Source organism: Burkholderia sp. BCC0419, from assembly GCF_902830285.1.
Taxonomy (GTDB): domain Bacteria; phylum Pseudomonadota; class Gammaproteobacteria; order Burkholderiales; family Burkholderiaceae; genus Burkholderia.
Genome location: NZ_CADESR010000004.1, coordinates 18,862 through 32,337 on the forward strand (window position 1 = coordinate 18,862; position 13,476 = coordinate 32,337).

Sequence of the window (13,476 nt, forward strand, 5' to 3'; positions counted from 1 at the left end):
GTGGCTCAGTGGCGGCCGGTGCTGCCGAACCCGCCTGCGCCGCGATCGCTCTCGGTGAATTCGTCGACGATGTTGAACTGCGCCTGCACGACCGGCACGATCACGAGCTGCGCGAGACGTTCGAACGGATTCAGCACGAACTCGGTCTGGCCGCGGTTCCACGTCGAGACCATCAGCTGGCCCTGGTAGTCGGAGTCGATCAGGCCGACGAGGTTGCCGAGCACGATCCCGTGCTTGTGGCCGAGGCCCGAGCGCGGCAGGATCAGCGCCGCATAGCCGGGATCGGCGAGGTGGATCGCGAGGCCCGTCGGCACGAGCGTGGTTTCGCCCGGCTGCAGCGTGACCGGTGCGTCGAGGCACGCGCGCAGGTCGAGGCCGGCGCTGCCGGGGGTCGCGTAGGCGGGCAGGTAGTCGCGCATGCGCGCGTCGAGAATCTTCAGGTCGAGTTTCATGCGGTCGTCGAATCGGTCGGGAAGGGCGCGGCGGCAAGCGCCGCCGCGCGGGTAATCAGATCAGGCGGTTGTCGGGCAGGCGCTTCGCGATTTCCGCGACGAGCGCATGCGCGAGTTCGTCCTTCGGCGCGCGCGGCAGGCGCGTGACGCCGGCGGCCTCGAACAGCACGACTTCGTTGTCATCGCGGCCGAACGTCAGCGGGCCGAGGTTGCCGACGAGCAGCGGCACGTTCTTGCGCTTGCGCTTCTCGTCGCCGTGTACGTCGAGGTCGCCGCTTTCGGCCGCGAAGCCGACGCAGAACGGCGCATCGGGCAGCGCCGCGACCGACGCGAGGATGTCGGGGTTCTCGACGAACGCGAGCGTCGGCATCTTGCGGTCGGCCGTCTTCTTGATCTTGTGCTCGGCCGGCTGGTCGACGCGCCAGTCGGCGACCGCGGCCACCGCGATGAAGATGTCGGCATCGGCGACCGCATGCATCACCGCGTCGTACATCTGCTGCGCGGTCTGCACGTCCTGGCGGTACACGCCCCACGGCGTGTCGAGCGCGACCGGCCCGGCGACGAGATGCACGTCGGCGCCGGCCTGCTGCGCGGCGCGCGCGAGCGCGAAGCCCATCTTGCCGCTCGAGCGATTCGTCAGGCCGCGCACCGGGTCGAGCGGCTCGAACGTCGGCCCGGCGGTGATCAGCACGCGGCGGTGCGCGAGCACCTTCGGCGCGAAGTGCGCGACGATCGCTTCATAGATCGCCTCGGGTTCGAGCATGCGGCCGTCGCCGACTTCGCCGCAGGCCTGCGCGCCCGAATCGGGGCCGAGCACCGACACGCCGTCCGCGCGCAGTTGTGCGGCATTGCGTTGCGTGGCCGGGTTCTGCCACATCTGGCGGTTCATCGCGGGCACGACGAGCAGCGGACAGTCGCGCGCGACGCACAGCGTCGACAGCAGATCGTCGGCGAACCCGTGCGCGAGCTTCGCGAGGAAATCCGTCGACGCGGGCGCGATCACGATCGCGTCGGCTTCGCGCGACAGGTCGATATGCGCCATGTTGTTGTCGACGCGCGCGTCCCACTGGCTCGTATAGACGGGCCGGCCCGACAGCGCCTGCATCGTCACGGGCGTGATGAACTGGGTGGCGGCGTCGGTCATCGCGACCTGCACGGTCGCGCCGGCCTTCACGAGCAGCCGCGTGAGTTCGGCGATCTTGTAGCAGGCGATGCCGCCCGTCAGGCCGAGAACGAGGTGTTTTCCTGCGAGTTCTGCGTGTGCCAACTCAGGCCTCCTGGGGTCAAACGGAACGGCCGGCGCGAAGCCGGCCGTCGACACGGAGTATGCGCGCTCAGCGCGAGCCGCGCACGCGCCGCAACTCGTCGTAGATCAGCAGCACCGCGCCGATCGTGATCGCGGAATCGGCGAGGTTGAACGCCGGGAAGTGCCACGCGCCGAGGTGGAAATCGAGGAAGTCGATCACGTGACCGTAGACGAGCCGGTCGATCACGTTGCCGAGCGCGCCGCCGAGGATCAGCGCAAGCGACAGGCTGAACAGCCGCTGCTGGCCGTGGCGCTTCAGCAGGAAGCAGATCACGAGCGTTGCGCCGATGCCGAGCGCGGTGAACGCCCAGCGCTGCCAGCCGCCGGCGGTCGACAGGAAGCCGAACGCGGCGCCGCGGTTGTACACCAGCACGAGGTTGAAGAACGACGTCAGCGCATGCTGCGCGCCGTACGCGAACGTTTTCAGGATCGCGATCTTCGACAGTTGGTCGAACAGGATCACGATCAGCGAAATGCCGAGCCAGGGCGCGAGCGCGCCGCTGGCCGGTTTCGACAGGGTCTTCGCCATGGTTACGCAGCGCTCCGGATTTCGCCGTTTTCAAACAGGTTCGAGAAGCAGCGGCCGCACAGCGTCGGATGCTCGGCGTGCGCGCCGACATCTTCGCGGTAGTGCCAGCAGCGCTCGCACTTCTGGTACTTCGACGCGGCCACGTCGACGCTTTCCTGTGCTTCGTCGTCGACCTTGACGACCGTCGCGGCCGACGTGATCAGCACGAACTTCAGGTCGTCGCCGAGGCTCGTCAGCGCGTCGTAGCGCGCGCCGCTCGCATGCACGGCCACTTCGGCCTGCAGCGACGAACCGATGCGGTTTGCGGTGCGCGCTTCCTCGAGCGCCTTCGTCACGTTGCCGCGCACGTCGCGCAGCAGCGCCCACTTCTCGATCAGCGCGGCCGAGCCGGCGACGTCCGGATACGCATAGTAGGTTTCCGTGAAGATCGTGTCGCTCGCCGGCTGGAACACCTTCCACGCTTCTTCCGCCGTGAACGACAGGAACGGCGCGAGCACGCGCAGCAGGCCGTGCGTCAGGTGGTACAGCGCGGTCTGCGCGGAGCGGCGCGCGCGCGAATCGGCGGCGCTCGTGTACAGGCGATCCTTCAGCACGTCGAGGTAGAAGCCGCCGAGGTCTTCCGAGCAGTACGTCTGCAGCTTCGCGACGACCGGGTGGAACTCGTACTTCTCGTAGTGGCCGAGCAGTTCCGTCTGCAGTTGCTGCGAGAACGCGACCGCATAGCGGTCGATCTCGAGCCATTCGTCGACCGGCACCGCGTGCTGCGCGAAATCGAAATCCGACAGGTTCGCGAGCAGGAAGCGCAGCGTGTTGCGGATGCGGCGATAGCCTTCCGTCACGCGCTTCAGGATTTCCTCGGAGATCGCGAGCTCGCCCGAGTAGTCGGTCGATGCGATCCACAGGCGGATGATTTCCGCGCCGAGGCGGTTCGCGACTTCATGCGGATCGATGCCGTTGCCGAGCGACTTGCTCATCTTGCGGCCTTCGCCGTCGACCGTGAAGCCGTGCGTGAGCAGGCCCTTGTACGGCGCGCGGCCGTCGATCATCGATGCCGTCAGCAGCGACGAGTGGAACCAGCCGCGATGCTGGTCCGAGCCTTCGAGGTAAAGGTCGGCCGGGAACTGCAGTTGATCCTTGTGCGAGCCGCGCAGCACGTGCCAGTGCGTCGTGCCCGAATCGAACCACACGTCGAGCGTGTCGCGGTTCTTTTCGTACAGGTTCGCGTCGTCGCCGATCAGCTCGCGCGGGTCGAGCGATTGCCACGCCTCGATGCCCGACTGCTCCACGCGCTTCGCGACTTCCTCGAGCAGCTCGAGCGTGCGCGGGTGCAGCTCGCCGGTTTCCTTGTGCACGAAGAACGCCATCGGCACGCCCCACTGGCGCTGGCGCGACAGCGTCCAGTCGGGACGGTTCGCGATCATGCTGAACAGGCGCTGCTTGCCCCAGGACGGGTAGAACGCGGTGGCGTCGATGCCTTCTAGCGCGGTTTCGCGCAGCGTCTTGCCGCCGTCGTGCGGCGTCACGTCCATGCCGGCGAACCACTGCGACGTCGCGCGGTAGATGATCGCCGTCTTGTGACGCCAGCAGTGCATGTAGCTGTGCTTGTAGTGCTCGCTGCGCAGCAGCGAGCCGGCTGCGTTCAGCGCGTCGACGACCTTCGGGTTTGCGTCCCAGATCGACAGGCCGCCGAACAGCGGCAGCGATTCGATATAGCGGCCGTCGCCCATCACCGGGTTGATGATGTCCGAGTCGGTCATCCCGTGCGCCTTGCACGACTGGAAGTCCTCGATGCCGTACGCGGGCGACGAGTGCACGACGCCGGTACCGGTGTCGGTCGTCACGTAGTCGCCGAGGTAGACGGGCGCGGTGCGCTTGTAGCCGGGGTGGGCCGACGCGAGCGGGTGGTGGAAGCGCAGGTTCGCGAGCTTCACGCCGGGCGCGGTCGCGACGACGCGGCCCGTCAGCTTGAAGTCGGTCATGCAGGCTTCGACGCGTTCTTCGGCAATGATCAGCAGCCCGCGCTCGGTGTCGACCAGCGCGTAGACGATTTCCGGATGGAGGTTCAGCGCCTGGTTGGCGGGAATCGTCCACGGCGTGGTGGTCCAGATCACGATGCCGCCCTCGGCGCGCGGCAGCGCCGGCAGGCCGAACGCCTGCGCGGTCTTTTCCGGTTCCGCGAACGCGAACATCACGTCGATCGTCGGATCGGTGCGGTCCTTGTACTCGACTTCCGCTTCCGCGAGCGCCGAGCCGCAGTCGAAGCACCAGTTCACCGGCTTCAGCCCGCGGTACACGTAGCCCTTCTCGATGATCTTGCCGAGCGCGCGGATTTCTTCCGCCTCGTTCACGAAGTTCATCGTCTTGTACGGGTTGGCCCAGTCGCCGAGCACGCCCAGGCGCTTGAAGCCGACCTTCTGCTTCTCGATCTGCTCGGTCGCGTACGCGCGCGCCTTGCTCATCACTTCGGCCGCCGGCAGCGACTTGCCGAACTGTTTCTCGATCTGGATCTCGATCGGCATCCCGTGGCAATCCCAGCCCGGCACGTACGGCGCGTCGAAGCCGGCCATGTTGCGCGACTTGACGACGATGTCCTTCAGGATCTTGTTCACCGCGTGGCCGAGGTGGATGTCGCCGTTCGCATACGGCGGGCCGTCGTGCAGGATGAACTTCGGGCGGCCCTGGCTGGCCGCGCGGATCTTCTCGTAGATGCCGCGCTCTTCCCACTCCTTGACCCACTGCGGCTCGCGCTTGGGCAGGTCGCCGCGCATCGGGAACGGCGTGTCGAGCAGGTTGACCGGATACTTGGCCTGCGGTTTCGAATCGGCTTTCTTGTTGCTCATGATGGGATCGCTATCTCAATCGGGGGACGCTCGGGCGTCGTGAATCGGGGATGCGCGCGAGAGGGCAGCGCGAGGGGTGCGGCGCGAGGCGCCGCCGTCCGGATCAGCTAATTCGGTCGGTCGCCGACGTCGAGAAGCCGGTCGCGCGGCTGCCCGGCGCACGGTCGCGCTCGATGAAGTACGCGCGCGCATTCGCGACGTCCAGCGCAATGGCACGCGACAGCGCCTCGAGATCGTCGAATTTCGCTTCGTCGCGCAGCTTCTTCAGGAATTCGACACGGATCAGCTTGCCGTACGCATCGCCGTGCCAGTCGAGCAGGTGGACTTCGAGCAGTACGCGGCCCGAATCGTCGACGGTCGGGCGCAGCCCGAGGCTCGCGACGCCCGGTAGCGGCTCGGGGCCGAGGCCGTGCACCTGCACGACGAAGATGCCCGCGAGCGCCGGGCGCTTGTGCGCGATCGGCAGGTTCAGCGTCGGGAAGCCGAGGTCGCGGCCGAGCTTCAGCCCGTGCGCGACGTGGCCGCTGATCGCGTAGCCGTGGCCGAGCGCCTGCGCGGCCGCGTCGAGATCGCCCGCGGCGAGCGCCGTGCGCACGCCGGAGCTGGAAATGCGCGTGCCGTCGCTGCCGGCCACCGTGCCCATCTGCTCGACCTCGAAGCCATGCAGCTCGCCGGCCGCCTTCAGCGTATCGAAGGTGCCCGCGCGCTTCGCGCCGTAGCAGAAGTCGTCACCGACCATCATCCAGCGCGTGTGCAACCCGTTCACCAGCGTGCGTTCGACGAACGCCTGCGGCGACTGGCTCGCGAAGGTGTGGTTGAAGTGCTCGACGACGACGCGGTCGACCCCGTGGTCGCGCAGCGCTTCCAGCTTGTCGCGCAGCATCGCGATGCGCGGCGGCGCGCCGGCCGGATTGAAGAATTCGCGCGGGTGCGGCTCGAACGTCATCACGCACACGGGCAGGCCGCGCGCGTCCGCTGCCGCGCGCACGCGCGCGAGCAGGGCCTGGTGGCCGCGATGGACACCGTCGAAGTTGCCGATCGTCAGCGCGCACGGGGCGCGGCTCTCGGCGTTGGGCAGGCCGCGGAAGACTTTCACGATAGCGGATGCAGCGTCGGGGGAATGGGCGGTGGGATGCCGCAAAGCAGAAGATTATAAACGTTCGGGCGGGCCGACGGCCGAGAAGGCGGGAAACGCGAGGGCGAATGGTAAAATTCGCGGATGAAAAAACTCGTGATCCTGATTTCCGGTCGCGGCAGCAACATGGAGGCCATCGTCCGCGCGTGCGCGCAGGAACGCTGGCCGGCCCAGATTGCCGCCGTGATCGCCAACCGGCCCGATGCGGCCGGGCTGGCTTTTGCCGCGTCGCACGGGGTGGCGACGGCGGTGGTCGACCACCGGTCGTTCGACGGCCGCGACAGCTTCGACGCGGCGCTCGCCGCCGAGATCGACCGTTTCTCGCCCGATCTCGTCGTCCTCGCCGGCTTCATGCGCATCCTCACGCCCACATTCGTCAGACGATACGAGGGCCGGCTGCTGAACATCCATCCGTCGCTGCTGCCGAGCTTCAAGGGCATCCACACGCACCAGCAGGCGCTGGATGCCGGCGTCGCGCTACATGGCGCGAGCGTGCATTTCGTCATTCCCGAGCTCGACAGCGGCGCGATCGTCGCGCAGGGCGCGGTGCCCGTGCGCGCCGGCGACGACGCGGCCGCGCTCGCGCAGCGTGTGCTGACGGTCGAGCACGTGCTGTATCCGCGCGCGGTGCGCTGGTTCGTCGAGGAGCGCCTGCGCCTCGAGAACGGCCGTGCAGTGGTGGCGCCCGAAGAGGCGCGCTGGATTTTCGCGGATCAACCGCATACCGAAACGAGTGAGGGCGTATGAAGCTGCACGGATTCCTGATCGGCCAGACCGAGACTTTGCTGGCCGAGGTGCTGAAGTTCGCCGGCCCCGCCGATGCAACCACGAGCCGGTTCTTCCGCGCGCACCCGAAGCTCGGGCATGCCGAGCGCGGCGTGATCGCCGAGGCCGTGTTCGCGGTGCTGCGCCGGAAGATGGAGTTTTCGCATCTGGCCGAGAGCGGCACGGGCACGCCCGCGCGGCGCCTCACGCTGCTCGGCCTGATGCAGACGGTCGGTCGCAATGCGCTGAAGCCGTTCCTGTCCGACACCGAGTCCGCGTGGCTCGAGCACGTGTCGAAGATCGATCCGGCGAGCCTGCCCGTGCGCATTCGCACGAACCTGCCCGACTGGATTCACCAGGCGCTGTCGGCCCGTTTCGACGCCGACGAGCTCGCGCAGCTCGCCGCCGCGCTGAACTACCCGGCGCCGCTCGACCTGCGTGCCAACGCGCAGAAGGCGACCCGCGACCAGGTGATCGAAGCGCTGCGCGTGAGCGGCATCGATGCGGGCGCGACGCCGTTCGCGCCGTTCGGCGTGCGCGTGGTCGGCAAGCCGGCGCTGACGCGCCTGAAGCTGTTCGAGGAAGGCGCGATCGAGGTGCAGGACGAAGGCAGCCAGCTGCTGTGCTCGCTGGTCGCGCCGCGGCGCGGCGAGATGGTCGTCGATTTCTGCGCGGGCGCGGGCGGCAAGACGCTCGCGCTCGGCGCGATGATGCGCTCGACCGGGCGCCTCTATGCGTTCGACATCTCGGAGAAGCGTCTCGCGAAGCTGAAGCCGCGCCTCGCGCGCAGCGGGCTGTCGAACGTGAATCCGGTGCTGATCGACAGCGAGCACGACGCGAAGATCAAGCGGCTCGCCGGCAAGATCGACCGCGTGCTGGTCGATGCGCCGTGCAGCGGCCTCGGCACGCTGCGCCGCAATCCCGACCTGAAGTGGCGCCAGACGCGCACGGCGATCGACGAGCTCGCGCCGAAGCAGGCGTCGATCCTCGCGAGCGCCGCGCGGCTCGTGAAGAAGGGCGGCCGGCTCATCTACGCGACCTGCAGCGTGCTCGACGCCGAGAACGAGCGCATCGTCGAACAGTTCCTGGCCGATCATCCCGAGTTCGTGCTGGTGCCGGCGCAGCAGGTGCTGGCCGACCAGCGCATCGAGCTCGAGACGGGCGACTACCTGTCGCTGTGGCCGCACCGTCACGCGACCGACGGCTTCTTCGCCGCGGTGCTCGAACGCCGCGCCGCGCAGTAACGACTGCCCGGACGGACGATGGAGAACCTGCAGAGCCGCCTGCTGTCGCACCGGCTGGCATCGGTGATTCGCGATTTCCACCAGCCGGTGATGATCTGGCAGGCGGCGATCCTTATCGGCGCGCTGGGTTTCGCGTGGGTGGCCGCGCGCTTCGTGCACGGCCGGATCGATGCGCGGCGGCGGGCGGCCGGACGCGCGCCCGGCGCGGGCGCGCAAAGCCTGAAGCGTGCGCTGTTTCCGCTGTTCGGCAGCGTGTTCGTCGGCGGCGCGGAGCTCGCGTTCGACCCGTTCATGTCGACGTCGCTGCTGTCGCTCGCGCTCGTGCCGCTGTTCGGCATCGGGCTGATCTACGTACTGTTCTTCTTCGCGCGGCGCGTGTTCGCGCGCGACGGCCACACGCACGCATGGCTGTCGATCGTCGAGAAGATCGTGTCGACCGTCGTGTGGGCCGCGATGGTGATGACCGTGCTCGGTATCCAACGCGACGTGCTCGGCTGGCTCGACAGCGTGCAGTTCCGGGTCGCGACGGCGCATCTCACGCTGCTGTCGGTGATCTCCGGCGCGCTGTGGGTGTGCGTGACGCTGATGGTCGCGATGTGGCTCGGCTCGGTGCTCGAGGATCGCCTGTCGCGCGCGAGCACGCTCGACGCGAACCTGAAGGTCGTGCTGTCGCGGGTCGGCCGCGCGCTGCTCGTGTTCGCGGCGATCCTGATCGGGCTGTCGCTCGTCGGTATCGACGTGACGGTGCTCGGCGTGTTCGGCGGGGCGGTGGGCGTCGGCCTCGGTTTCGGGCTGCAGAAGATCGCGAGCAACTACGTGTCGGGCTTCATCATCCTGCTCGACCGCTCGCTGCGGCTCGGCGATGCGATCAGCGTCGGCGGGCTGCAGGGCGTCGTCACGCAGATCCGCACGCGCTACACGGTCGTGCGCGGCCTCGACGGCAACGAGACGCTGATCCCGAACGAGAAGCTGATCACCGACGTCGTGCAGAACCAGTCGTCGTACCTGACGCGCGGCTATGCGAAGGTCGCGGTGCAGGTCGCGTACACGAGCGACGTCGAGCAGGCGCTCGCGTTGCTCGCCGACGCCGCGAAGGACGTGCCGCGCGTGCTGGACGAGCCGGCGCCGACCCCGTACCTCGTGAGTTTCGGCGCGGACGGGATCGACCTGGAGCTCGGTTTCTGGATCGAGGATTCGGCGAAAGGCATGTCGGGCGTGCGCTCGGCCGTGAACCGCAACATCTGGCGGCTGTTCAGCGAGCACGGGATCTCGATTCCGTTTCCGCAGCGCGAAGTGCGCGTGGTCGGATTGCCGGACGGCTTTCCCGCGGCGAGCGTGGCGGCCGGGCTCGATCCGGCGGCCCCCAACGGTGCGCTGGACGGGCATACGCCGGCGGCGTAGCGGGCGCGCGCGGTCAATCGTACCGATTCCACGGTCGAAACCGGATCGCGGGCCTTTCCCAGTCCGCCCGTGGACCGCGCGGATTGCGTCAGGGCAAGAAAATGTTCATTTTTTACAAAGACTTGGAACGGTTGAAGTAAAATTCTGGTCTACACGCGGTATGCTTTCATTTTTCTGACGCGGGCGTGAGCCGGCGTCGCTCTCATCACGGGTAACTGCCTTGTTGAATTCCCTGCTCGATTTTCTTTCCCACGGGCTCCTGCGTTTTTCGTGGTGGCAGGTCGCGCTGTTCGCGCTCGCCGTCACGCACGTCACGATCATCGGCGTGACGGTCTACCTGCACCGCTGCCAGGCGCACCGCGCGCTGGAGCTGCATCCGATCGCGAGCCATTTCTTCCGTTTCTGGCTGTGGATGACCACCGGGATGCTGACCGGCCAGTGGGCCGCGATCCATCGCAAGCACCACGCGAAGTGTGAAACCGAGGAAGATCCGCACAGCCCGCAGACGCGCGGCATCTGGAAGGTGTTCCTCGAGGGCGCGGAGCTGTACCGCGCGGAAGCGAAGAATGAAGAGACGATGCGCAAGTTCAGCCACGGCACGCCGAACGACTGGCTCGAGCGCAATCTCTACTCGAAGTACCCGATCCTCGGCATCAGCATGATGATGGTGATCGACGTCGCGCTGTTCGGCGTGCTCGGCCTGACCGTGTGGGCCGTGCAGATGGTGTGGATCCCGTTCTGGGCGGCCGGCGTCGTCAACGGCTTCGGTCACTTCTGGGGCTATCGCAACTTCAACTCGGCCGACGCGAGCACGAACCTGTTCCCGTGGGGCATCGTGATCGGCGGCGAAGAGCTGCACAACAACCACCACACGTTCGCGACGTCGGCGAAGCTGTCGAACAAGTGGTACGAGTTTGACATCGGCTGGATGTACATCCGCATCATGTCGGCATTCGGTCTCGCGAAGGTGAAGAAGGTCGCGCCGACGCCGCGCCTGAACAAGCCGAAGACGGTGCTCGACCAGGAAACGCTGCAGGCCGTGCTGTCGAACCGCTACGAAGTGATGGCGCGCTACGGCAAGGCCGTGAAGCGTGCGTACCGCCAGGAGCTCGCGCACCTGAAGGAACTCGGTTCGAGCGAGAAGTACCAGCTGATGCGCGGCGCGCGCAAGTGGTTCCACAAGGACGCCGACGGCCTCGACGAGCCGCAGAAAAAGCTGCTGCCGGAAATCTTCGCGAACAGCCAGAAGCTGCATACGTACTTCCAGCTGCGCCAGGATCTCGCCGCGATCTGGGATCGTTCGACCGCGTCGCGCGAACAGCTTCTCGCGCAATTGCAGGATTGGTGCCATCGCGCAGAACAAAGCGGCATCAAGGCGCTGCAGGAATTCGCGACGCGCCTGCGTCGCTACGCCTGATTCGAAATCGATTAGAATCTCAGGACGTCACAAACCCCGCGTTGGCGGGGTTTTTTCATTTGGGCCGCCGGTTTTTGCGGGACGCGATCGGCAGGGCCGGAATTTGTGTGAGGCTTGGGGCGGCGGCGTAGCGGTGCCCCGGGGCGAGCGAAGAGGATGGGATCGGAGTAGTGTTGAAGCGCTAACGCTGATCGACCGCGAAGCATGGGATCAGAATAAGCGCTAAAGCGCTAACTCTGATCGACCGCGAAGCATGGGATCAGAGTAAGCGCTAAAGCGCTAACTCTGATCGACAGGAGATATGGAGATGCAATCGACGATCAAACCCGTCGAGTACGACCGGCCCGTCGCAGCAGGGACCGTGTGCGGCGTGGGACAGGCATGGGCCAAGGTGCCCGAGGCGCCGTCCGCCGAGGAGCGCGCTGCGCTGAAGGCACGCATCAAGGCGTTGCTCGCCCGTGAAAAGGCCGTGCTCGTCGCCCACTACTACGTGGATGCCGAACTGCAGGAACTGGCCGACGAAACGGGCGGCTGCGTGGCCGATTCACTCGAAATGGCCCGCTTCGGCCGCGATCACGATGCGCAGACGCTGGTCGTCGCCGGCGTGCGCTTCATGGGCGAAACCGCGAAGATCCTCAGCCCGAACAAACGGATCCTGATGCCCGATCTCGACGCGACCTGTTCGCTCGACCTCGGCTGCCCGGTCGACGAATTCTCGGCATTCTGCGATGCGCATCCGGACCGTACCGTCGTCGTCTACGCGAACACGAGCGCGGCCGTGAAGGCGCGCGCGGACTGGATGGTCACGTCGTCGATCGGCCTCGAGATCGTGGCCGACCTGCACGCGCGCGGCGAAAAGATCATCTGGGCGCCGGACCGCCATCTGGGCAGCTATATCCAGAAGAAAACCGGCGCGGACATGCTGCTGTGGCAGGGCTCGTGTCTCGTTCACGACGAGTTCAAAGGTATCGAGCTCGACCTGCTGCGCGCCGAATATCCGGACGCGAAGGTGCTCGTCCATCCGGAGTCGCCGGAAAACGTCGTGGCGCAGGCCGATGTCGTCGGCTCGACCACGCAGCTGATCGACGCGGCCGTCAAGTTTGACGCGAAGCGCTTCATCGTCGCGACCGATCTCGGCATCCTGCACAAGATGCAGCTTGCCGCGCCCGGCAAGACCTTCATCGCGGCGCCGACGGCCGGCAACAGCGCGACCTGCAAGAGCTGCGCGCACTGCCCGTGGATGGCGATGAACGGCCTCGCGAACCTCGCCGACGTGCTCGAACGCGGTCACAACGAGATCTTCGTCGATCCCGCGATCGGCGAGCGCGCGCGTTTGCCGATCGACCGGATGCTCGAATTCGCGGCTGCGCACAAGAAGCGCGTGCAGGCGAGCGGCGACTTGCAGCGCGACCAGCAACTGTTTGCGAACGTGGGGCCTGCATGAGCAACGCCGTATCCCCGCTGTTCGACAGCGTCCGCGCCCAATACGGCGCGGCATTCGACGAAGCGATCGCGCGCAACGTGGCCGATGCGATCGCCGAAGACGTCGGCACCGGCGACCAGACCGGGCGGCTCGTGCCGGCCGGCGAGCGCCGCCGCGCGCGGATCATCGTGCGCGAGGAAGCCGTGCTGTGCGGCGTGCCGTGGTTCGAGGCCGTGATCGCGCGGATCGATCCGTCGATCGTCGTGCAATGGCGCTATCGCGAAGGCGACCGGATGACGGCCGATTCGACCGTGTGCGAACTCGAAGGGCCGGCGCGCGCGCTGCTGACGGCCGAGCGCAACGGGCTCAACTTCCTGCAGCTGCTGTCGGGCGTCGCGACCGCGACGCGCCGTTACGTCGATCGCGTCGAAGGCACGCGCGCGAAGATCCTCGATACGCGCAAGACGCTGCCGGGGCTGCGGCTCGCGCAGAAGTACGCCGTGCGTGTGGGCGGTGGCGAGAACCAGCGTCTCGCGCTGTACGACGGCATCCTGATCAAGGAGAACCACATCGCGGCGGCAGGCGGTGTCGGCGAGGCGCTCGATGCGGCGTTCGCGCTGGAGTCGGGCGTGCCCGTGCAGGTCGAGGTCGAGACGCTCGCGCAGCTCGACACGGCGCTCGCGCATCGCGCGCAGTCGGTGCTGCTCGATAACTTCACGCTCGACATGATGCGCGAAGCGGTGCGCGTGGCGGATGGCAAGGCCGTGCTCGAAGTATCGGGCGGCGTCAATTTCGATACGGTGCGCGCGTTCGCGGAGACGGGCGTCGATCGCATCTCGATCGGCGCGCTGACGAAGGACGTGCGGGCGACGGACTATTCGATGCGGATCGTCGACTGATCGAACGTCGTCTGTCAGACAAAAAGCCGTTGGCGCGCAAACGCCAACGGCTTTTTTCTTGTGCC

The 13,476-nt window shown here is 67.1% G+C and carries 11 protein-coding genes; 6 read left to right on the forward strand and 5 right to left on the reverse strand.

The genetic code is table 11. From position 1 onward, the window contains the following. Positions 1-5: 5 nt before the first annotated feature. The 5 genes from dut to HWW87_RS21990 all read right to left on the reverse strand — a co-directional run bounded on the left by dut (position 6) and on the right by HWW87_RS21990 (position 6,223). Positions 6-452: a dUTP diphosphatase gene (gene dut / locus HWW87_RS21970; RefSeq protein ID WP_175822134.1), complete on the reverse strand. Its 447-nt coding sequence runs from the start codon at positions 450-452 to the stop codon at positions 6-8. A 55-nt stretch (positions 453-507) separates the two neighbouring features. After that, positions 508-1,719, reverse strand: coding sequence for a bifunctional phosphopantothenoylcysteine decarboxylase/phosphopantothenate--cysteine ligase CoaBC (gene coaBC / locus HWW87_RS21975; RefSeq protein WP_175822135.1), 1,212 nt, complete (start codon positions 1,717-1,719; stop codon positions 508-510). A 67-nt stretch (positions 1,720-1,786) separates the two neighbouring features. Then, the gene (gene lspA / locus HWW87_RS21980) at positions 1,787-2,287 is read right to left on the reverse strand and encodes a signal peptidase II (protein WP_174391104.1); all 501 of its coding nucleotides are present in this window, start codon (positions 2,285-2,287) and stop codon (positions 1,787-1,789) included. Positions 2,288-2,289: 2 nt separating this feature from the next. After that, the gene (gene ileS, locus HWW87_RS21985) at positions 2,290-5,127 is read right to left on the reverse strand and encodes an isoleucine--tRNA ligase (RefSeq protein WP_175822136.1); all 2,838 of its coding nucleotides are present in this window, start codon (positions 5,125-5,127) and stop codon (positions 2,290-2,292) included. 103 nt (positions 5,128-5,230) lie between these two features. Continuing rightward, positions 5,231-6,223: a bifunctional riboflavin kinase/FAD synthetase gene (locus tag HWW87_RS21990; RefSeq protein WP_175822137.1), complete on the reverse strand. Its 993-nt coding sequence runs from the start codon at positions 6,221-6,223 to the stop codon at positions 5,231-5,233. Between the two features lie 123 nt (positions 6,224-6,346). On the opposite strand from HWW87_RS21990, the gene purN reads away from it, so the two are divergent. The 6 genes from purN (at position 6,347) to nadC (ending at position 13,411) form a co-directional block, all read left to right on the forward strand. Then, positions 6,347-7,009, forward strand: coding sequence for a phosphoribosylglycinamide formyltransferase (purN, locus tag HWW87_RS21995; protein ID WP_175822138.1), 663 nt, complete (start codon positions 6,347-6,349; stop codon positions 7,007-7,009). Next, positions 7,006-8,271: an RsmB/NOP family class I SAM-dependent RNA methyltransferase gene (locus HWW87_RS22000; protein WP_175822139.1), complete on the forward strand. Its 1,266-nt coding sequence runs from the start codon at positions 7,006-7,008 to the stop codon at positions 8,269-8,271. The genes purN and HWW87_RS22000 overlap by 4 nt, the downstream gene beginning before the upstream one ends. 18 nt (positions 8,272-8,289) lie before the next feature. Beyond that, on the forward strand, positions 8,290-9,672 hold the full coding sequence (locus HWW87_RS22005; protein ID WP_175822140.1) for a mechanosensitive ion channel domain-containing protein: 1,383 nt from the start codon (positions 8,290-8,292) through the stop codon (positions 9,670-9,672). A gap of 220 nt (positions 9,673-9,892) precedes the next feature. Beyond that, complete coding sequence (locus HWW87_RS22010) at positions 9,893-11,089, forward strand: acyl-CoA desaturase (protein WP_174432490.1); 1,197 nt, start codon at positions 9,893-9,895, stop codon at positions 11,087-11,089. Positions 11,090-11,396: 307 nt separating this feature from the next. Further along, the gene (gene nadA, locus HWW87_RS22015; RefSeq protein WP_126362950.1) at positions 11,397-12,533 is read left to right on the forward strand and encodes a quinolinate synthase NadA; all 1,137 of its coding nucleotides are present in this window, start codon (positions 11,397-11,399) and stop codon (positions 12,531-12,533) included. Further along, positions 12,530-13,411: a carboxylating nicotinate-nucleotide diphosphorylase gene (gene nadC / locus HWW87_RS22020; RefSeq protein ID WP_175822141.1), complete on the forward strand. Its 882-nt coding sequence runs from the start codon at positions 12,530-12,532 to the stop codon at positions 13,409-13,411. Before nadA ends, nadC begins: the two co-directional genes overlap by 4 nt. Positions 13,412-13,476 lie beyond the last annotated feature (65 nt).